Below are 18,550 nucleotides of genomic sequence, written 5' to 3' on the forward strand. Positions count from 1 at the left end.
AAGGGCCAAGTCGTGGGCAAGGTCCCGGATCACCTTATTGGTAACCCAGGCGCGCGCGGCCTCAAAGCGGTGCTCTCAGAAGCTGGCCTCGCGCAGGTAGCGGCCATTCACCCAGCCCACCGCCGGTGCCGGCTGGCCCGGCGGCGGCGCGTGGCGGCTCACCTTGCACCAGCGTTGGCGGCCGCGCAGCACGCAGCCCTGGTTGGTGAGAAGGGTGCCATTGGCGAACCGCGCGAGGATCGGGCTTTTGGCGGATGGTTCCGTCCGCAGGTTCAGCGCATCGCCCGGTGGTACGCCCGCCACCGCCCACACATCGGGGCCGCCCATCAGCCCGTCGGCGAAATCCAGGGCCATGGCCGGGGCGCTCAGCCCCACCACCGCCAGCAGGGCGAAGGCCACGCGCCGTGGCCGGACAGGACGCAGACCCATCATGCCGCCTCGGGGGCCAGAGCGATGGCGGCGATCAGCCGGCCGTAATCGGCTTCGCCGCGGTGGGTGGCGCGGCGGAAGGAATAGAAGCGCGTCGGGTCGGTATAGGTGTCCAGCCCCAGGTCCTCGATGAAGACGACGCCGGCTTCCTCCAGCCGGAAGCGGATGAAGCTCGGCAGGTCGAACCAGGCGTGGTGGGGGCGGTCCGCCGGGGCGAAGAAGCGGGCATAGGTTCGTTCGACGCTGAGGAAGCGGGTGACGAAATCCTCCCCCACCTCGTAGCTCGACTGGCGGATCAGCGGACCGATGACCGCCCGGATGGCGCCGCGCCGTGCACCCTGGCTCTCCATTTGCGCCACGGTGGCGCCGATGACGCCGCCGAGCGCCCCCTTCCAGCCCGAATGGGCGGCGGCGACCACCCGCGCTTCGGCGTCGGCAAACAGCACCGGCCCGCAATCGGCGATGGAGACGGCGGCGCCGAGGCCCATGGTGGCGGTGACAATGGCGTCCGCCTTGGGGGCATCGTCCCGGGTCCAGGGGGTGGTGGCGAGCACCGCATCGGCGGAATGCACCTGCCAGCAGGCCAGGAGCTTCTCCGGCGCGACACCGATCTCCGCCGCCATGCGGGCGCGGTTCTCGGCCACCGCGGCGGGGTCGTCTCGGGAGCCCATGCCGCCGTTGAGGCTGGCGTAAAGGCCCGAGGAAACCCCGCCCTGGCGGGTGAAGAAGCCATGGCGGATGCCGGGCAAGCCCTTGAGAGAGGCGGCCTCGATCTTCATCGTCATCCCCATCACCATCCGTCGGCGTGCGCGTTCCGGCGCCCGCTCCGTTCGGTGATCCTGTACGCCTTTTCCTTAACGAGAGGCAGAGGGGGCAGGGGACTGGCGCGTTTTTCCCGGGGCCTCAGCGGCCGCGCCGCTCGCTCGGGTCGAAGCCGGGGGGCACGCCCACGGTGGGCGCACTGAGGGCCAGCACCTTGAACAGCTCTCCCATCTGTCCCGGTCCGCTGCCGGCGAGGCGCAGGGCGGCGGCCTCGATGGCGTCCTGCCCGGCTGGCTCCGCCTCCCGCATCAGCCGTTCCGCCCGTGCGCCGAGGCCGAGGCGGATGAGGAAATCCCCCTGCCCGAGGGGACCAAAGGCGGCGAGCCCCTGGCCGAGGGCGACGCGGGCGAGGGCGGCAAAATCCACATGGGCCGTGAGATCGGCGCCGCCGGGATCGGCCAGCGGATCGGCGAAGCGGTGATGGGAGAGCGCCTGCAGGGTATCGCCGAAGCCACCCGCATGGCCGTAATCAATCACCAGCGCGGCGCCGCCATGGCGGGCGAGATGGGCGGCGAGGGCGAGGGCGGGGCCGGGGTCCATGCGTTCCAGCACGGCCCCATCGGGAGCCGCGGACGCCGCATAAGCATCCGCCAGGGGCGAGGGGCGCGGGTCGAGGCCGAAGCGGAGAGCGCCGCCCGCATCAAGGCCCACCCGGCGCTCGTGCCAGCCATCGGCGGCCCGCACATATTGGTCGACGGGCAGGGCATCGAAGAATTCGTTGGCGAGCACGATGGCGGGGCCTTCGGGCAAGTCCTCGATGCGCCCGTGCCAGGCGAGGGGGACGCCGCACGCGTCCAGGGTGCGCTGCTGGGCGGCGCGCAGCACCGGGCTCGTCTCCACCAGATGCACGCGGGCAGCGGCGCCGAAGGCGGGCAGCAGCCGCGCCGCCCGCAGGGCGTCGGCCATCAGGGTGCCGCGCCCGGGGCCGAGCTCCACCAGGCTGAAAGCGGAGGGCGCGCCCATCTGCTGCCACAGGGCCACCGCCCACAGGCCCAAAAGCTCGCCGAACATCTGGCTGATCTCGGGGGCGGTGGTGAAGTCGCCCTTGGCCCCGAGCGGGTCGCGGGTCATGTAATAGCCGTAGCGGGGATGGCCGAGGCACAGCGCCATGTAGCGGCTCACCGGCAGCGGCCCCTCGGCGGCGATGAGGGCGCGGATCTCCGCCGCCAGCGGGCTGGTCACGCCTTGGCCTTGCGCTTCAGGGCATAAGCCACGAGGCCGGCGCCGGCGAGCACCACCGGCACCGAGAGCCACATGCCCATGGTGGTGCCGAAGGCGAGATAGCCGAGCTGCACGTCCGGCTCGCGGAAGAACTCGCCGATGATGCGCCCGCAGCCGTAGCCCATGCCGAAGATGCCGGCGGCGAGCCCGGGCCGCTTCAGGGCGCCCAGGCGCACCGCAACCAGCATGATGAGGAACAACAACACTCCTTCGAGCCCGGCCTCGTACAGCTGGCTGGGATGGCGGGGCAGGTCGCCGCCATTGGGGAAGACGACGGCCCACGGCACGTCGGCGGGCCGGCCCCACAGCTCCGAATTGATGAAATTGGCGATGCGGCCGAACAGCAGGCCGAGGGGCGCCACCACGCCCGCCACGTCGAGCAGGGAAAGAATGCGGATGCCGCGGGCGCGGGCGAAGAGGATGAGGCCGAGGATGGTGCCAGTGAGGCCGCCGTGGAACGACATGCCGCCCTTCCAGACGGCGATGATGTCGCCGGGATGGGCGGCGAAATAGGCCGGATTGTAGAACAGCACATAGCCGATGCGCCCGCCCAGGATGACGCCCAGGGTGGCCCAGAACAGAGCGTCGTCCAGATCCTGCGGCCGCATGGGCGAGGTGCCGCCCCACAGAGCGGGGCGCGCCACCAGCCAGCGGCCCAGCTGCCAGCCGAGCACCAGGCCGGCGATATAAGCGAGGGCGTACCAGCGGATGGCGAGCGGCCCCACATGGATCAGCACGGGGTCGATGGTGGGAAAGGGCAGGGCGAGCATCAGATGAGGTATCCCGGATGGAGCGCGCCGGCGCCGGAAGGCGGGCGGCATGTGGCGCGGCCGGGCCGCCGCCGTCAAGGTGCCGCACGGACCGGTGGGGGCGACGCCGTTCGGCCTTGCGTCTGCCGGCGCCCCTCGCCATGTTCTGCTGCAAGCGGCATCGACCGCCGAAGGAGATAGTCATGACCCAGACCACGGGCCGCATTTTCGACGAGATGGCTCGCCTCGTGAACGATGCCGCCGGTGTCGCGCAAGGTGTGCGCCGCGAGGCGGAAACCGTGATGCGCTCGCAGCTGGAGCGCTTCCTGCGTGACATGGACCTCGTCAAGCGCGAGGAATTTGAGGCCGTGAAGGACATGGCCGCCGCCGCGCGGGAGGAGAATGAGCGCCTCGCCGCGCGAATCGCCGCGCTCGAGGCCAAGCTGGGCGTCAGCCCCACCGAGACCCCCGCGCAGCCGTATGACGAGAGCTTCGGCGGCACCGCCCAGCCATGAGGTGGGGCGCCTGCGCGCCTGTTTCGTGTGCATGCTCAAAGCGTGCACACAATCTGTCGTAGCGGGGCAATCTTGACCCGCGATATACTGATTTTCAGGGCGATTCGGAGCCGGTTCGTCGCGGGGTGATGGCGACGGGGCGTAGCTTCGCCTGGTGCGGGAGCCGGTTCGTGCTTCTGAATGCACACATCCGGAGACTGCATCGACGTGTGGCACGTGGTGCTGCCCCGCCTTTGGCTGTTCCGGCCTCTGGTGACATTGCCCCGGTGCCGTCCGACCCTGTCCGCGTTCCAGACACCGCGAGGTCGAGGCCATGTCTCTCATCGACATCGAAGCCGAAGCGCCGGCGAACCCCGTGGACCTGATGGAGCAGCTCGCCGCTGTTCACGACTGGTCCTTCGAGCGCTCCGACGAGGACGAGATCACCCTGGCGCTCGCCAGCCGTTGGACCGATTGCCATGTCTCGGTGCAGTGGATGGACGAGCTGGAGGCCCTGCATCTCGCCTGCGCGTTCGATTTCAAGGTGCCGGAGAACCGCCGCGCTGAGGTGGTGAAGCTGCTGGCGCTCATCAATGAGCAGATGTGGCTGGGCCATTTCGACATCTGGGCCCAGGAGGGGGTCATCATGTTCCGCCACGCGCTGGTGCTGACCGGTGGCGCCACCGCTTCCGACCGCCAGTGCGAGGCCATCGTCGATGCCGCCCTCGATGCGGTGGAGCGCTATTACCCCGCCTTCCAGTTCGTGGTGTGGGCCGGCAAGACCGCCCGCGAGGCCATGGACACCGCCTTGTTCGAGACCGTGGGCGAGGCCTGACGGCGCGGCGGCGGCGCGAAAACGTCCCGCGCGGGTTTCCCCTGGCGCGGGCGTGACGTAAATCTGGGCCTCGGTTCGAGGCGCGCCGGGGCGCGCCCGTTTGCGAGGCGATCATGAGCGATGTGGAGTTGAAGGATCTGTCGGGCCCGGTGGTGCTGCTGGGCGCGGGCAAGATGGGCGGAGCTATGCTGGACGGCTGGCTCAACCTGGGCTTGCCGGCCCATCTCGCGGTGGTGCTGGATCCGAATCTGCCCGTCGATGCCGCTGCGCGCCTCAAGGCCAGGGGCGTGGCGGTGAACCCGCCCCTGCATCAGATCGCGGCGCCGGCGGTGGTGCTGCTGGCGGTGAAGCCGCAGGTGGCGCCCGATGCGCTGCCTCAGGTTTCACCGGTGGTGAAGCCGGGCACCCTGGTGGTGTCCATCATGGCCGGGCGCACCCTGTCCTTCCTCTCCGGCTTCTTTCCCGAAGGCACGCCGCTGGTGCGCGCCATTCCCAATACGCCGGCCGCCATCGGCCGTGGTGTGAGCGTGGCGGTCCCGAGCGCCACGGTTTCCGCCGCCGACCGCGATCTCGCCGCGACCCTGCTCGGTGCCATCGGCATCGTTGAATGGGTGGCGGATGAGGAACTGATGGATGCGGCCACCGCCGTGTCCGGTTCCGGGCCGGCCTATGTGTTCCTGCTGGCCGAGGTGCTGGCGGAGGCCGGCCTTGCCGCGGGTCTGCCGGCGGATCTCGCCGCCCGCATCGCCCGCGCTACCGTGGCCGGCTCCGGCGCGCTGCTGGATGATTCGCCGCTGCCTGCCGCGACCTTGCGGCAGAATGTCACGTCTCCGGGTGGAACCACCGCGGCGGCGCTGGCGGTTCTCATGCACGAGACCCGCGGCTTCGGCCCGCTGATGGAAGAAGCGGTTGCGGCCGCCACCCGCCGGGGCAAAGAATTGGCCGGCTGAGGCCGACCTTTGCCGGTGCGCGGGTTCGGCGCGGCGCCGGTGAGCGATGGACAAGAGCCCGGGCCCGCCTTGCGTGGCGGCCCGGTTTCAGGAGTGACGCCATGACCTCGGAGATGTCCCGCGAGGCGTGCCTGCGCGGTTTCCTGGAGCTGCTGGCGGAACGGCCGCTGGCACGGATCGATCTTGCCGAGGTGGCGGCGCGCTGTGGCGTGGCGCTCGGCGAGATGCGGGCTTCCTTCTCCTCCACCGACGACCTGCTGGCGAGCTTCTTCCGCGTCACCGATCGCAAGGTGCTGGCGGAAGGCGGGCCGGATTCGGATGAGCTTTCGGAAGAGGGGCCCAAGGAGCGTCTGTTCGAGGTGCTGATGCGGCGTCTCGACGCGCTGGAGCCCCATCGTGATGCGGTGCGCACCCTCATGCGCTCCGCGAAGCGCGATCCGCTGCTGGCCGCCCGGCTGCTGCGGCTGTCCGAGCGCTCGCAGCGCTGGATGCTGGCGGCGGCGGGCATCGACTGCACCGGGGCGGCCGGCGCCATCCGGGCCAAGGGTCTGGCGCTGCTGTTCGCGCGCGTGCTGGACGTGTGGCTGGCCGATGACGATCCCGGCCTCGGCCGCACCATGGCGGCCCTCGATGAGCAATTGACCCGGGGCGGCAAGCTCCTGGGCATGCTGGACGATCTCGCCTTCCTGGCGATGCCCTGGCGCACCCGTCGCCATCGGGACAGTGCGCCACAGGCCGAAACGCCGTCCGGGGCCTGAAGACTTTCAGTGCTGGGATGGGGTGTCGGTGGCGCGGTCTCAGCGTCCGCCCAGGCGCTGTTCCACCAGCTCCAAAGCCGCGCTGTAGGCCTCTTCGATGCCGAGGTTGGAGGTGTCCAGCTCCATGGCATCCCCGGCTTTCACCAGCGGCGCCGAGGCGCGCCCGGAATCCCGCGCATCACGCCGGCGGATGTCGTCCAGCACGCTCTCGAAGGTTGTCGCTTCGCCGCGCCCCGCCAGCTCCCGATAGCGCCGCTCCGCCCGCACGTGCGGGGTGGCGGTGACGAACAGCTTGGCGTCGGCATCGGGGCAGATGACGGAGCCGATGTCGCGTCCGTCCAGCACGGCGCCGCGGGGGTGGGCTGCAAAACGTCGCTGCAGATCGAGCAGCGCCGCCCGCACCTGCGGCACCGCCGCCACCACCGAGGCCGCCTCGCCGATGGGGGCTGAGCGCAGGTGCTCGGGGTCGAGCTGGGAGACATCCAGGGTGCGGGCCGTCTCGGCCGCCGCATCCGCCTGGCCCAGCTTGCCAGCTGCGAGGCAGCGGGCCCCCACTGCGCGGTAGAGCAAGCCGGTGTCCAGATGGGGCAGGCCGTAATGGGCGGCGAGTCGCCGGGCCAGGGTGCCTTTGCCGGATGCGGCGGGACCGTCGATAGCGATAATCATGGGCGGTCAGTCGATCTGCGCGCCAAGGCCACGCATCATGGGCAGAAAGCTGGGGAAAGAGGTGGCGATGAAGGCCACGTCGTCGACGCTGACACCCTGTTCGGCCACCAGCCCCAGCACCAGGAACGACATGGCGATGCGGTGATCCATGTGGGTCTTCACCGGACCGCCGCCGGGGACCGCGGCGCTGCCGGTGACGATGAGATCATCGCCTTCCACGCGGTGGACAATGCCACAGGCGGCAAGGCCGTCCGCCACCGCGGCCAGCCGGTCGCTCTCCTTCACCCGCAGCTCGGCAAGCCCGCGCATGATGGTGTCGCCTTCGGCGCATGCCGCCGCCACCGCGAGGATGGGATATTCGTCGATCATGGCCGGCGCCCGTTCGGCCGGGACCTCCACACCCTTGAGGCGGGTGTGGCGCACCCGCAGGTCCGCCACCGTCTCGCCGCCCTCGGTGCGGGGGTTCAGGATGGCGATGTCGGCCCCCATCTCCTGCAGGGTGGTGACGAGGCCGGTGCGCAGCGGATTCATCATGAGATCGGTCAGCACGACGTCGGAGCCGGGCACCAGCAGCGCCGCCACCAGCGGGAAGGCCGCCGACGACGGATCCGCCGGCACGTCCACCGGCGCCGCCACCAGATGCGGACGGCCCCGGAGGGCGATGCGCCGTCCGTGGGCGCCATGGGGCGTCACGCTCACGGTGGCACCGAAATGCGCCAGCATGCGCTCGGTATGGTCGCGGGTGGCTTCCTGCTCGATCACCACCGTCTCGCCATCGGCCCCGAGGCCGGCGAGCAGCACCGCCGACTTGACCTGGGCGGAGGGCACGGGGGTCGTGTAGGTGCTGGCGGCGAGGCCCGAATGGCCTTTCAGGGTGAGGGGCAGGCGGCCGCCCTCGGCGGCGCTCACCACCTCGGCGCCCATGGCGGTGAGGGGATCGAGCACCCGCTTCATGGGCCGACGGCGCAGGCTGGCGTCACCATCGAACGTGGCGGTCACGTCCTGGCCGGCCACCGCGCCCATCATCAGCCGCACGCCGGTGCCCGAATTGCCGAAATCCAGCGGTGCCGCCGGTGTGGAGAGGCCGTTGGCACCGACGCCGTCCACCTGCCAATGGCCGTCGCCCAGGCGCTCCACGCCGGCCCCCAGGGCGCGGCAGGCGGCGGCGGTGTTGAGCACATCTTCGCCTTCCAGCAGGCCGGTGATGGTGGTGCGGCCGTGGGCGAACAGGCCGAAGATGAGGGCGCGGTGAGAGACCGATTTGTCGCCGGGCACCCGGACGGTGCCGGCCAGCGGCCCGCCGCGACGGGCGGTGGCCGGCTGTGGTGCGGCATGATGGCCGGAGGGCGTGGGGGCGGAGGAGCTCAGCGGCGCGCCGGACATGGGATCGAAACCTCGGACGGAGGGGCAGGCACGGCTGCTTCGTGCGCCCTCGGAGTGCGGATATGGGGGTCCGTCTAACACAGCCGGCGGGGCGCTGCCACGCGGCCGATCCGTCGAGATCGGCGCTGGGGCCTTGACACTGACCCGGCAAGGCTCCAATGGAGCACGCTCCATTTACAGCCCTACCGAGGATCTTTGCCGTGGCGAAGCCTGAACTCGGCACCAAGCGCATCTGTCCTGTTACGGGGCGCAAGTTTTACGACCTGAACAAGGACCCGGTGGTTTCGCCCTTTACAGGCGAATCTTATCCGCGGTCCTATTTCGAGCCCGCCGCGCGCGGAGCCAGCCGTACCGAGGCCACCGAGAGCGACGAGCACGAGACTGAAGTGCCCGACGCCGAGGTGATCAGCCTGGAAGAGGCCGATGCGGAGAAGACCGCTACGGCCAAGGTGACGACTGGCAGCGACGTGGATGTGGACGACGATATCGAGGCCGGCGATGACGACGCCTTCCTGGAGGAAGACGAGGACGACGGCGACGATGTGAGCGACCTCATCGGCGAGGGCCGCGAGGACGACGAAGAGACTTGAAGTCGGAAGCGGCCTGTGTTTTAAGGCCGCTCTCGCTCGGAGGACGTGAGTCGCCGGGCACCCCGCCGCGGGACCTCCCGTTGCACTAAGCCTTTCTCAAAACTTAGGTTTTCGGGAAAGTTTGGTGCCAGCCCGCGGCGCAGTGGGGCCATAGCTCAGTTGGGAGAGCGCTTGAATGGCATTCAAGAGGTCGGCGGTTCGATTCCGCCTGGCTCCACCAAATTTCCGATCGTAGATCTGCGGTCGCCCGCCCCCAAGCGGGTTTGTCCACAGGTGGCGATCTGCCGGAACGTGTATTCGTCCGGCGCGCTGTTTTGGCTTGGCAGGCGATGACTGTCGTCGTTTTGCAAGGCTGTTGAGATCTTCTGGATAACTCTCTTGAGGGTGTAGGAAGATCTGGATCTTTCGGTTCGTGCGTGGCATCAAGCCTGCACTCCGGTGGGGCCATAGCTCAGTTGGGAGAGCGCTTGAATGGCATTCAAGAGGTCGGCGGTTCGATTCCGCCTGGCTCCACCAAGTCTCCCCTTATAAAATCCCCTGATACGCGCAGCGCCCACCCGGGTGCACAGAGTGGATCTGATCCAGTGGTGATCCGGTCCTCTCCGCGTCGTCTTTTGCCGCGTGCGAATGCGACCCGCCCCTCTCCGTTCTCATCTTCTCCGTTCAGTTTCGCTGGTCGTGCCTGGCAGATGACGCCGGGGGTTGGCTGCTTGGCGGAATCGCGAGCGGTGCGGTGATTCGCGCCTGCGCGGGTGTCACGCGGGCTCGGTGCAGCCGGGGCGGCCGCAGAATGCGTCATGCAGCGCTTCCACCACTTGCAGAACCTCCGGCCGGGCGATGTGGTAGAAGACGCTGGTGCCTTCGCGCCGCGCCTCCACCAGCCCATCCGCGCGCAGGCGCATGAGCTGCTGCGACATGGGCACCTGCTCGATACCCAGAAGCTCACGGAGCTCGGCAACGGACTTCTCGTCGCTGCCCAGGGCGCAGAGCACCAGGAGGCGCTGAGGGTGGGACAGGGAGCGCATGAGCTCCGCCGCCCGCTCCGATGCCGGGATCATCTCTTCTACATTCATGATCTTGAATTTATGATATCTGAATGTTATCTGCAACTCAGGTCGCGGACCGTCCGTCCGGCGTCCGACGCGGGGGCATGCCCTGCAAGCATGTCGGAATTGAGAGCCCGGGCCGCCGGGTCGCTGCTCGCCCCCCTGGCGGTGTGGCGGGATGGAGGATGAAGAGATGTCGGTTGATCGTGCTGTGATGATGTTCGCCGGGTTCATGGTGCTTCTGTCCCTGGCGCTCGGGGTGTTCGTCTCACCCTATTGGCTGTGGCTCACCGCCTTCGTGGGCGTGAACCTCATGCAGGCGTCGGTCACCGGTTTCTGCCCGGCGGCCATGATTTTCAAGAAGCTCGGCCTCAAGGTCGGCTGCGCCTTTTCCTGATCCCGGCCTGTCCGCAGCGGTGGCCGCGCGCCGCCGGAGAAAGAGCATGATGCCTCGTTTCCGCACCTTCACGCCCGTCCTCGCCGCGGCGCTGCTCGGCCTGCCGGCGCTGCTCGCCGGTGCCTTGCCCCTGCGCGCCGAAACCGCGCCGCCCGCCAGGCTGGTCACCGGCCCGACCGAGCGCGCGCCGTTTCTGGTGCGCAGCCAGGATATCCCCGAGATGAAGGCGGTGTTCGGCGAGGTGGAGAGCCGCACAGTGGTGCCGGCCCGCGCCCGCATCGGCGGCACCGTGCGCGAGGTGAAGGTCACCGAGGGCAGCGAGGTGAAGGAGGGCGACGAGATCGCTTTGGTGGTGGACGACAAGCTCGCCCTCACCCTCAACGCGGCCGAGGCCAAGATCAAGGAGCTGAATTCCCAGCTCGAAAACGCCAAGACTGAATTGGATCGCGCCCAGCAGTTGCTGGCCAAGGGCGTGGCCAGCCAGAGCCGGGTGGATACCGCCAAGACCCAGTTCGATGTGGCGGCCAACCAGGTGGCCGCCGCCGAGGCCGACCGCGCGGTGGTGGTGCAGCGGGTGCGCGAAGGCGCCGTGCTGGCCCCCGCCGACGGGCGCGTGCTGACGGTGCCGGTGACCCCCGGCTCGGTGGTGCTGGCGGGCGACGTGATCGCCCGCATCGCCTCCGGCCAATATTATCTGCGGCTGTCGCTGCCCGAGCGCTACGCGGCCAACATTCGAGAAGGCGGCACCGTGCGCATTGGCGGGCGCGGCATCTCGCCCCAGACCGCCGGCGGCATCGAGACCGCCCGGGCGGGGCGCATCGTGAAAGTCTATCCGGAGATCACCGGCGGTCGGGTGATGGCCGACGTGGATGTGGCCGGGCTCGGCGATTATTTCGTCAATGAGCGCACCCTGGTGTGGATCGAGATTGGCAACCGCGCCGTGCTGGCGGTGCCGCCGGCGGCGGTCACCACCCGCCACGGGGTGGATTATGTGCGCATCCAGGCGCCCCAAGGGCCGCTCGACGTGGCCGTGGTGCTGGGCGAGCGCTTCGCGGAGAACGGCGAGCCCCGGGTGGAGGTGCTCACCGGCCTTTCCGATGGTGACAAGGTGGTGCTGCCGTGAGCCTGGACAATCAAACGCCGGCGCCGGTCAAGCTCGGCATTGCCGGCACCCTCACCCGCATCTTCATCACCTCGCCCCTGACGCCGCTGCTGCTGATGGCGGCCTTCGCCTTCGGCATCATCGCCCTCGTCACCCTGCCGCGCGAGGAAGAGCCGCAGATCTCGGTGCCGATGGTGGATATCCACATCGAGGCCAACGGCCTGAAGGCCGAGGATGCGGTGAAGCTGGTCACCGAGCCGCTGGAGACCATCGTCAAGAGCATCGACGGGGTGGAGCACGTCTATTCCAACACCAATGACGATGGCGTGCTCGTCACCGCCCGCTTCCTGGTGGGCACCAATCCCGATGCCGCCATCCTGCGCGTGCACGAGAAGATCCGCGCCAATTACGATCGCATGCCGGTGGGCATTCCCGAGCCGCTGATCGTCGGCCGCTCCATCGACGATGTGGCGATCCTGGTGGTGACGCTGACCCCCAAGCCCGATGCCGCCGCCCGCTGGACCGCCAACGGCCTCACCCGCATCGCCCGCGAGCTGCAGGTGGAGATCGCCAAGCTTCCGGACATCGGCCTGACCTATATCGTCGGCGACCAGCCGGAGGAGATCCGGGTCGAGCCCGATCCGGAAAAGCTCTCCCTCTATGGCATCACCCTGGCCCAGCTTTCGGCCAAGATCGACGGCGCCAACCGCTCGTTCCAGGCGGGCACGGTGCGGGAGAAGGGCCAGCAGCGCACCCTGGTGGCCGGCCAGACCCTGCAGACCCCCACCGAGATCGGCAACCTGCTGCTCACCGCCCGCGACGGCCGCCCCGTCTATGTGCGCGATGTCGCTACCGTGACGCTGGCCACCGAGCCCAACGACACCCGCGTGTTCGACGTGCGCAAGGGGCCCGGCGGCGACGCGCTGATGCGGGTGCCGGCGGTGTCCCTCGCCATCGCCAAGAGGCCCGGCACCAATGCGGTGCTGATCGCCGAGGAGGTGCTCAAGCGCCTCGACCAGATCAGCGGCCAGATGGTGCCCGCCGATGTGGAGATGAGCATCACCCGCAATTACGGCGAGAGCGCCAACGAGAAGGCCAACGAGCTGCTGCTGCATCTCGGCCTCGCCACCGTCTCCATCGTGCTTCTGGTGGGGGTGGCCATCGGCTGGCGCGAGGCGCTGGTGGTGGCGGTGGTCATCCCCTCCACCATCCTGCTTACGTTGTTCGCCTCGCGGCTCATGGGCTACACCCTGAACCGGGTGAGCCTGTTCGCGCTCATCTTCTCCATCGGCATCCTGGTGGATGATGCCATCGTCATCATCGAGAACATCGCCCGCCACTGGGCCATGAAGGACGGCCGCAAGCGCGACGAATCCGCGGTGCTGGCGGTGGCCGAGGTGGGCAACCCCACCATCGTCGCCACCCTGACGGTGGTGGCGGCGCTGCTGCCCATGCTGTTCGTCTCCGGCATGATGGGGCCCTATATGAGCCCCATCCCCGCCAATGCCTCGGCGGCCATGGTGTTCTCCTTCTTCGTCGCGGTGGTGCTCACCCCCTGGTTGATGCTGAAGGTGGCCAGCTCCAAGGCGGCGGTGGCCCATGCCCATGAGGGGGCGGGAGGCGGCAAGCTCGGGCATTTCTATGTGAAGGTGGCCGAGCCCATCCTGCGCACCAAGGCCCGCGCCTGGACCTTCCTGCTGGTGGTGGGCGCGGTGACGCTGGCCTCCCTGTCGCTGTTCTACACCGAGCATGTCACGGTGAAGCTCTTGCCGTTCGACAACAAGACCGAGCTCAACGTGGTGCTGGACCTGCCCCAGGGCGCCTCGGTGGAAGACACCAACCGCACCCTGCAGCAGATGGTGGACGCGCTCGCCAGCGTGCCGGAGGTGGTCTCGTTCCAGACCTATGCCGGCACCGCTTCGCCCTTCAATTTCAACGGCCTGGTGCGCCATTACAATCTGCGCAGCGCGCCGCGCCAGGGCGATATTCAGGTGAACCTCACCTCCAAGGGTGATCGCCATCGCACCAGCCACGACATCGCCTTGGAGCTGCGCGAGCGGCTGAAGGCGATCCCGCTGCCGGCGGGCAGTGCCCTCAAGGTGGTGGAGCCGCCGCCGGGGCCGCCGGTGCTCGCCACCCTTCTGGCGGAGATCTACGGGCCGGATGCCAAGACCCGCCGCGCGGTGGCCGCCAAGGTGCGCGAGGCCTTTGAGAGCGTGCCCTTCATCGTCGATGTGGATGACAGCTACGGCACGCTCTCGCAGCGGGTGCGGCTTGCCATCGACCAGGACAATCTCGAATTCTACAAGGTGGAGCAGGGCGACGTTTATGACGCCATCCGCGCCTTCTACGGTGGCACCACGGTGGGCTATTCCCATCGCGGGGAAGGGCGCCCGCCCATTCCGATCCGCCTCTCCCTCTCCAAGGCCGACCGGCAGGTGAGCCCGCGCAGCCTGTCGACGCCGGTGCCCGCCAATGCGCTGCCCGGCGGCCGCGGGGTGATGGAGCTGGGGGATGTGGTGAATGTCACCCGCGAGCCGTCCTCCTATCCCATCTTCCGCCACAACGGGCGGGCGGCGGAGATGGTGACGGCGGATCTCGCCGGTGCCTACGAGGCGCCCGTCTACGGCATGATCGCCGTTTCCAAGGCCCTCGATGCCATGGACTGGGGCGATCTGCCCAAGCCGAAGATCGCGCTGCATGGCCAGCCGGCGGACGAGAGCCAGCCGACCCTGTTGTGGGATGGCGAGTGGGAGGTGACCTGGGTGACCTTCCGCGACATGGGCGGGGCGTTCGGCGTCGCCATCCTGGGCATCTATATCCTGGTGGTGGCGCAGTTCGGCTCGTTCAAGCTGCCGCTGGTGATCCTGACCCCCATTCCCTTGACCTTCATCGGCATCCTGGCGGGGCACTGGCTGTTCAACGCGCCGTTCTCGGCCCCGTCCATGATCGGGTTCATCGCGCTCGCCGGCATCATCGTGCGCAATTCGATCCTGCTGGTGGACTTCATCCGCCACGCCCGCACCCCGGGTCGGCCGCTGAAGGAGGTGCTGCTGGAGGCGGGCGCCATTCGCTTCAAGCCGATCCTGCTGACAGCGCTGGCGGCCATGATCGGCGCGGCGGTGATCCTCACCGACCCCATCTTTCAGGGGCTCGCCATCTCGCTGTTCTTTGGGCTCCTGTCCTCGACGGCGCTGACGGTGCTGGTGATTCCGGCCATTTACGTGGCCCTGCGCGGCGACAAGCCCGCGCCCGAACAGGCGCCGCACGGCTAGCCGGCGGACCGCGCGCGACGATGTGGAAAACCCATCGCCGCGCGCTTGACAGTGAGGGGAGGCAAACCCTAAATGGCGCCTCCCATGGATCGGGGCCGTAGCTCAGATGGGAGAGCGCTGCAATCGCACTGCAGAGGTCAGGGGTTCGATTCCCCTCGGCTCCACCACGATACATCACGACATTGCAGATCATTTTCGCTGGCCTGCCTGATCGCAGGTGCATCAGCGGTCCGCCGGCTGGGCGGGGCATCGGGCTCACCGCTGATGCGAAAATAATTGGTTTCGCATTGGAGGGTGGTTTTATAATCAAAAATTCACGGCAATAAGCGGAATGCCATCATGGATGCCGATATGGACCGGGGCCACACGCCGGTCGGGTTCGCTTGGCTTCGGGCCCATTTCGCGCTGAAGGTCCCCGCCCCCTACACCGAGAGCTATGTGGTTGCCGGCGCACGGCGCACTCAGGTGTCCGGCGCGCACACCATGGAGTTCTACCCCAGGGCCTATGCCACGGGTGACGATGTCGTCGCCAATCTGCGGTTTGCACTGCGTTACGAACCCCTTGATCTCGGCGTGCTGGTCGCTGCGCTGAAGGCGATGGCGCCGCGCATCATTGAAGACTGGGTGCGCGCCGAGCCGACAGGGGCCTACGCGCGGCGCGCCTGGTTCTTCTACGAGTATTTTCTCGATCGCAGGCTGGACCTTGGCGACGTCACCGGCGGCAATTACGTGGCGGCCCTCGATCCGAAGAAGCACTTCACGGGCGCGCGGGAGAACTCACCGCGTCACCGCGTCGCCAACAATCTGATCGGCACGCGCCTGCTCTGCCCCACCGTGCGGCGCACAGCGCATCTTGAGGCCTGTATCGCCCGGCACGTGGGCCAGGAGGCAGCGGGCTTGGTCAAGGCCTACGATCCAGCCTTGCTCGCCCGTGCGGTCAGCTACCTCTACACGAAAGAGACCCGCTCGTCGTTCGCCATCGAGGGGGAAAGCCCGAGCCCGGATCGCTCGGAGCGCTTCATCCGCGCCTTGCAGAAGGCGCCGGCTTTCGATCCCTCGCGGCAGGCAGATCTGGTGGACCTGCAAAATGCCATCGTCGACCCACGCTATGCGGCGACCGATTGGCGTTTATTCCAGAACTTCGTCGGCTCGACCACGCCTGATTTTCGGGACGAAGTCCATTTCATTTGCCCCCGGCCCGAGGATGTTCCGAGCCTCATGCAGGGATGGAGGCAATTGATGCGCCGCCTTTCCGCGGACGACCTTGAGCCGGTCGTCGCCGCCGCCGTGGCGGCCTTCAGCTTCGTGTTCATCCACCCATTTGAGGACGGCAACGGCCGAATCCATCGCTTTCTCATCCATCATCTGTTGAGCAAGCGGCGTTTCACCCCCGATGAGCTGATCTTTCCCGTGTCCGCCGCCATCCTCCGCGATCGGCGGGCCTATGATCAGGTGCTGGAGACTTTTTCGCAGCCTTCGCTTGCCGCCATCTCCTGGCGCTGGACCAAGGGGCGGGAAATCGTCGTCACCAGCGACAGCGCGGATCTCTACCGATATTTCGATGCCACGGTTCTTGCGGAATATCTTTATGACCGCGTGATCGAGACCGTTGAGACCGATCTCAAGCGGGAGCTAGGCTTTCTAGCCATCTTCGATCAGGCGATGGAGGGCGTGCGGGAGATCGTCGACATGCCGGATCGGCGTGCGGCTCTTCTGGTCCGCCTGCTGCTGCAGAATGGGGGCCGTCTCTCGGCGGCCAAACGGCCGCAATTCGTCGAGCTGAGCGATGCGGAGATCTTGGCGATGGAAGATGTGGTCCGCGCCGTCACCGGCGGCGACAGCCGTCCCGGGTGACAGGACGACGTCCTCATGCAGGACCGATGACGAGTATCTTAAATCATATAATGTTCCGCTTGTTCGTGCGGATTTGATGATGCCCGCCCTCACGCCGGGCGGGCGCGGCGGCCGATCAGGAGGCTGCCGATGCTGGTCATGAGGATGGTCACCACCAGCAGGATGAAGGCCAGCGCCGCGCCGAACGGCCAGTTGCTGACGCGGGTGAACTGGTCGTAGACCGCCGGCGCCATCATGTGGAACTTGGGGCCGCCGAGCAGCACCGGGGTGGCATAGGCGTTCATGCACAAGATGAACACCAGCGTCGCCCCGGCCAGCACGCCCGGCAGGGAGAGCGGCAGCAGCACGCGGAAGAAGACGGTGCTCGGCCGGGCGCCGAGATTGGCGGCGGCTTCCTCCGCCTGGCGGGGGATGCCCTCGATCACCGCGGCGAGGGTCAGCACCATATACGGCAGCACCACGCCGACGATGCCCACCACCACCGCGAACGGCGTGTAAAGCATGGCGATGGGGTGGGAGATGAGCCCAAGCCCGCGCAGCGCCGCATTGATGGCGCCCTCATTGCCGAGCAAAGCGATATAGCCGGCCGAGCGCACCACCCCGCCCACCAGCAGGGGAAACAGGGTGAGGATGGTGAGCTTGCTCTTCCACGAACTCTCCATCCGGGCCAGCCAATAGGCCGGCCCGAAGGCGAGCAGGGTGGTGATGAAGGTGGACAGCAGCGACACCCACAAGGTGGTGAAGAGGATGTCGCGATAGAACTCGTCCGTCACCGCCTTGGTGTAGTTGGCCCAGGTGAAGGCCTCCTGCATCAGATAGAGCGGGTCATAGGTATTGAAGGAATACCGCGCCATCAGCGCCATGGGCGCGCCCAGAAGGAGAAGAACCAGAAGGCCGGCGGGAAGGACGAGCGCTGCCATGGGTCAGCCCTTGAAATCGCGGTTCCAGGTGTCGAGCAGCTGGGCCTGGTTCTTCATGATGTAGCTGAGATCCGGCGTCCACAGCCGCTGCTGCTGGGCCTCGGTGAAGCCGATGAGCTTTTCCAGATCGGGATCGAGCTTGGCGTTGGTCACCGTGGGCAGATAGCCCATCTTCTTGGAGAAGGCGGTCTGCGCGGAGGGATCCAGCATGGCGTTGAGGTAGACGAAGCCGCCGTCGAGATTGCGGGCGTTCTTCGGCACGCAGGCTTCATAGGTGGTGGGGAAGGCGCCTTCCTCGGCGATGGACCAGCCCACCGGAATACCCTGCTGGCTCCACATGTAGCCGCGGGCGGCGGCGATGATGGTCATCCAGATCTCGCCGGATTTAAGCGCCGCGCCCACCGCCTCGGTGGAGGCCAGCACCTTGGCGTCGAGCGCCTTCCACGCCTCCAGCCCCTTCTTGGCGGGGCCGAAGTCCGACATGGAGCCGCCATTGGCCATGGCCGCATAGGCCATGTTGGTGGTGTAGAGGAAGTCCGACAGGCCGATCTTGCCCTTGTACTTGGGGTTCCACAGTTCCTGGATGGAAGCCGGCGGGGTCGGGATCATCTCCTTGTTGTAGACGATGGTGTGCGCCGAATAGATCTGCGGAATCGCATAGCTCTTCCGGAGGAAGGGCAGCACATGGGCGCTGTTGGGCACCCGCTCGCGGGTCACGTCGGCCAGCGCGCCCACGGCGCTGGCGGCATAGGTGTCGAAATCGGCGAGGCAGGCCACGTCCAGGCTGCCGCGGCGGTTCATGCGCTCGGCCAGGATCTTGGTGCGGCGGGGCACCGGGCCGGAGATCTCCTGCAGCACCGTGTAGCCCATGGGCTCCATGATGGCTTCGTCCACCGCCATCTTCAGCGTGTTGCCGAAGTCGCCGCCCCAGGTGCCCACCACCACCTCATTGGCCTCGGCGGCCATCAGGCGCGAGGCGGAGAAGGCCGGGGTGAGGGCGGCGCCGGCGCCGGCGGCAAGGAGGGCGCGGCGGGTCAGTCTAAAGGTGTCCGTCATGTT

General features: G+C 68.0%; 18 protein-coding genes and 3 tRNA genes. 12 read left to right on the plus strand and 9 right to left on the minus strand.

Features of this window, described 5'->3' with window-relative positions:
* Positions 1 to 75 precede the first annotated feature (75 nt).
* The 4 genes from ACU4E7_RS13070 to lgt form a co-directional block, all read right to left on the minus strand.
* Positions 76 to 432 carry an SH3 domain-containing protein gene (locus ACU4E7_RS13070; protein ID WP_238120206.1) on the minus strand — a complete coding sequence of 119 codons (357 nt, stop codon included), beginning with the start codon at positions 430 to 432 and terminating at the stop codon, positions 76 to 78.
* Positions 429 to 1,208 carry a peptidoglycan editing factor PgeF gene (gene pgeF / locus ACU4E7_RS13075; RefSeq protein ID WP_447021630.1) on the minus strand — a complete coding sequence of 260 codons (780 nt, stop codon included), beginning with the start codon at positions 1,206 to 1,208 and terminating at the stop codon, positions 429 to 431. Before pgeF ends, ACU4E7_RS13070 begins: the two co-directional genes overlap by 4 nt.
* A 124-nt stretch (positions 1,209 to 1,332) precedes the next feature.
* Positions 1,333 to 2,433, minus strand: coding sequence for a class I SAM-dependent methyltransferase (locus ACU4E7_RS13080; RefSeq protein ID WP_447019108.1), 1,101 nt, complete (start codon positions 2,431 to 2,433; stop codon positions 1,333 to 1,335).
* On the minus strand, positions 2,430 to 3,242 hold the full coding sequence (gene lgt, locus ACU4E7_RS13085; protein WP_238120209.1) for a prolipoprotein diacylglyceryl transferase: 813 nt from the start codon (positions 3,240 to 3,242) through the stop codon (positions 2,430 to 2,432). Before lgt ends, ACU4E7_RS13080 begins: the two co-directional genes overlap by 4 nt.
* 182 nt (positions 3,243 to 3,424) lie before the next feature.
* On the opposite strand from lgt, the gene ACU4E7_RS13090 reads away from it, so the two are divergent.
* The 4 genes from ACU4E7_RS13090 to ACU4E7_RS13105 all read left to right on the plus strand — a co-directional run bounded on the left by ACU4E7_RS13090 (position 3,425) and on the right by ACU4E7_RS13105 (position 6,258).
* Complete coding sequence (locus ACU4E7_RS13090; protein ID WP_238120210.1) at positions 3,425 to 3,736, plus strand: accessory factor UbiK family protein; 312 nt, start codon at positions 3,425 to 3,427, stop codon at positions 3,734 to 3,736.
* Between the two features lie 313 nt (positions 3,737 to 4,049).
* Positions 4,050 to 4,550 (plus strand): type III secretion system chaperone family protein, encoded by a 501-nt coding sequence (locus tag ACU4E7_RS13095; RefSeq protein WP_238120211.1) that lies wholly within the window; start codon positions 4,050 to 4,052, stop codon positions 4,548 to 4,550.
* 113 nt (positions 4,551 to 4,663) lie between these two features.
* Positions 4,664 to 5,500, plus strand: coding sequence for a pyrroline-5-carboxylate reductase (gene proC, locus ACU4E7_RS13100; RefSeq protein WP_238120212.1), 837 nt, complete (start codon positions 4,664 to 4,666; stop codon positions 5,498 to 5,500).
* 101 nt (positions 5,501 to 5,601) lie between these two features.
* On the plus strand, positions 5,602 to 6,258 hold the full coding sequence (locus ACU4E7_RS13105; protein WP_238120213.1) for a TetR/AcrR family transcriptional regulator: 657 nt from the start codon (positions 5,602 to 5,604) through the stop codon (positions 6,256 to 6,258).
* A gap of 39 nt (positions 6,259 to 6,297) precedes the next feature.
* Here the strand turns inward: ACU4E7_RS13105 and cmk are convergent, their stop codons facing one another.
* Positions 6,298 to 6,924: a (d)CMP kinase gene (gene cmk / locus ACU4E7_RS13110; RefSeq protein ID WP_447019109.1), complete on the minus strand. Its 627-nt coding sequence runs from the start codon at positions 6,922 to 6,924 to the stop codon at positions 6,298 to 6,300.
* A gap of 6 nt (positions 6,925 to 6,930) precedes the next feature.
* The gene (gene aroA / locus ACU4E7_RS13115) at positions 6,931 to 8,307 is read right to left on the minus strand and encodes a 3-phosphoshikimate 1-carboxyvinyltransferase (RefSeq protein WP_238120218.1); all 1,377 of its coding nucleotides are present in this window, start codon (positions 8,305 to 8,307) and stop codon (positions 6,931 to 6,933) included.
* Positions 8,308 to 8,507: 200 nt separating this feature from the next.
* Between aroA and ACU4E7_RS13120 the strand changes: the two genes are divergently transcribed.
* The 3 genes from ACU4E7_RS13120 to ACU4E7_RS13130 all read left to right on the plus strand — a co-directional run bounded on the left by ACU4E7_RS13120 (position 8,508) and on the right by ACU4E7_RS13130 (position 9,413).
* On the plus strand, positions 8,508 to 8,897 hold the full coding sequence (locus tag ACU4E7_RS13120; RefSeq protein WP_447019110.1) for a TIGR02300 family protein: 390 nt from the start codon (positions 8,508 to 8,510) through the stop codon (positions 8,895 to 8,897).
* 144 nt (positions 8,898 to 9,041) lie between these two features.
* A tRNA-Ala gene (locus ACU4E7_RS13125) sits at positions 9,042 to 9,117 on the plus strand.
* Between the two features lie 220 nt (positions 9,118 to 9,337).
* Positions 9,338 to 9,413 (plus strand) — tRNA-Ala (locus tag ACU4E7_RS13130).
* Positions 9,414 to 9,652: 239 nt separating this feature from the next.
* On the opposite strand, the gene ACU4E7_RS13135 is transcribed toward ACU4E7_RS13130, so the two are convergent.
* Entirely contained in the window at positions 9,653 to 9,955 is a 303-nt protein-coding gene (locus tag ACU4E7_RS13135) for an ArsR/SmtB family transcription factor (RefSeq protein WP_447019111.1), read from the minus strand.
* 181 nt (positions 9,956 to 10,136) lie between these two features.
* Here ACU4E7_RS13135 and ACU4E7_RS13140 point away from each other — a divergent pair, with 181 nt between their 5' ends.
* The 5 genes from ACU4E7_RS13140 to ACU4E7_RS13160 all read left to right on the plus strand — a co-directional run bounded on the left by ACU4E7_RS13140 (position 10,137) and on the right by ACU4E7_RS13160 (position 16,571).
* Complete coding sequence (locus tag ACU4E7_RS13140) at positions 10,137 to 10,340, plus strand: YgaP family membrane protein (protein ID WP_238120221.1); 204 nt, start codon at positions 10,137 to 10,139, stop codon at positions 10,338 to 10,340.
* Positions 10,341 to 10,389: 49 nt separating this feature from the next.
* A complete protein-coding gene (locus ACU4E7_RS13145) occupies positions 10,390 to 11,463 on the plus strand; it encodes an efflux RND transporter periplasmic adaptor subunit (protein ID WP_447021631.1) in 1,074 nt (357 codons plus the stop codon).
* Positions 11,460 to 14,717, plus strand: coding sequence for an efflux RND transporter permease subunit (locus ACU4E7_RS13150; protein WP_447019112.1), 3,258 nt, complete (start codon positions 11,460 to 11,462; stop codon positions 14,715 to 14,717). Before ACU4E7_RS13145 ends, ACU4E7_RS13150 begins: the two co-directional genes overlap by 4 nt.
* Positions 14,718 to 14,808: 91 nt before the next feature.
* A tRNA-Ala gene (locus ACU4E7_RS13155) sits at positions 14,809 to 14,884 on the plus strand.
* 172 nt (positions 14,885 to 15,056) lie between these two features.
* The gene (locus tag ACU4E7_RS13160) at positions 15,057 to 16,571 is read left to right on the plus strand and encodes a Fic family protein (RefSeq protein WP_447019113.1); all 1,515 of its coding nucleotides are present in this window, start codon (positions 15,057 to 15,059) and stop codon (positions 16,569 to 16,571) included.
* A gap of 89 nt (positions 16,572 to 16,660) precedes the next feature.
* Here the strand turns inward: ACU4E7_RS13160 and ACU4E7_RS13165 are convergent, their stop codons facing one another.
* Positions 16,661 to 17,491, minus strand: coding sequence for an ABC transporter permease (locus ACU4E7_RS13165; RefSeq protein ID WP_238120226.1), 831 nt, complete (start codon positions 17,489 to 17,491; stop codon positions 16,661 to 16,663).
* Between the two features lie 3 nt (positions 17,492 to 17,494).
* Positions 17,495 to 18,547: an extracellular solute-binding protein gene (locus ACU4E7_RS13170; RefSeq protein WP_447019114.1), complete on the minus strand. Its 1,053-nt coding sequence runs from the start codon at positions 18,545 to 18,547 to the stop codon at positions 17,495 to 17,497.
* Between the last annotated feature and the right edge of the window lie 3 nt (positions 18,548 to 18,550).

It is taken from the genome of Xanthobacter sp. ZOL 2024, assembly GCF_052932325.1.

What these genes read in the sequence shown, in the direction of transcription:
- lgt (WP_238120209.1), bottom strand. Translation starts at nt 3,242, where the DNA reads ATGCTCGCCCTGCCCTTTCCCACCATCGACCCCGTGCTGATCCATGTG.
- aroA (WP_238120218.1), bottom strand. Translation starts at nt 8,307, where the DNA reads ATGTCCGGCGCGCCGCTGAGCTCCTCCGCCCCCACGCCCTCCGGCCAT.
- ACU4E7_RS13170 (WP_447019114.1), bottom strand. Translation starts at nt 18,547, where the DNA reads ATGACGGACACCTTTAGACTGACCCGCCGCGCCCTCCTTGCCGCCGGC.
- ACU4E7_RS13140 (WP_238120221.1), top strand. Translation starts at nt 10,137, where the DNA reads ATGTCGGTTGATCGTGCTGTGATGATGTTCGCCGGGTTCATGGTGCTT.
- pgeF (WP_447021630.1), bottom strand. Translation starts at nt 1,208, where the DNA reads ATGAAGATCGAGGCCGCCTCTCTCAAGGGCTTGCCCGGCATCCGCCAT.
- cmk (WP_447019109.1), bottom strand. Translation starts at nt 6,924, where the DNA reads ATGATTATCGCTATCGACGGTCCCGCCGCATCCGGCAAAGGCACCCTG.
- ACU4E7_RS13145 (WP_447021631.1), top strand. Translation starts at nt 10,390, where the DNA reads ATGCCTCGTTTCCGCACCTTCACGCCCGTCCTCGCCGCGGCGCTGCTC.
- ACU4E7_RS13095 (WP_238120211.1), top strand. Translation starts at nt 4,050, where the DNA reads ATGTCTCTCATCGACATCGAAGCCGAAGCGCCGGCGAACCCCGTGGAC.
- ACU4E7_RS13070 (WP_238120206.1), bottom strand. Translation starts at nt 432, where the DNA reads ATGATGGGTCTGCGTCCTGTCCGGCCACGGCGCGTGGCCTTCGCCCTG.
- ACU4E7_RS13090 (WP_238120210.1), top strand. Translation starts at nt 3,425, where the DNA reads ATGACCCAGACCACGGGCCGCATTTTCGACGAGATGGCTCGCCTCGTG.
- ACU4E7_RS13135 (WP_447019111.1), bottom strand. Translation starts at nt 9,955, where the DNA reads ATGATCCCGGCATCGGAGCGGGCGGCGGAGCTCATGCGCTCCCTGTCC.
- ACU4E7_RS13160 (WP_447019113.1), top strand. Translation starts at nt 15,057, where the DNA reads ATGGATGCCGATATGGACCGGGGCCACACGCCGGTCGGGTTCGCTTGG.
- proC (WP_238120212.1), top strand. Translation starts at nt 4,664, where the DNA reads ATGAGCGATGTGGAGTTGAAGGATCTGTCGGGCCCGGTGGTGCTGCTG.
- ACU4E7_RS13105 (WP_238120213.1), top strand. Translation starts at nt 5,602, where the DNA reads ATGACCTCGGAGATGTCCCGCGAGGCGTGCCTGCGCGGTTTCCTGGAG.
- ACU4E7_RS13165 (WP_238120226.1), bottom strand. Translation starts at nt 17,491, where the DNA reads ATGGCAGCGCTCGTCCTTCCCGCCGGCCTTCTGGTTCTTCTCCTTCTG.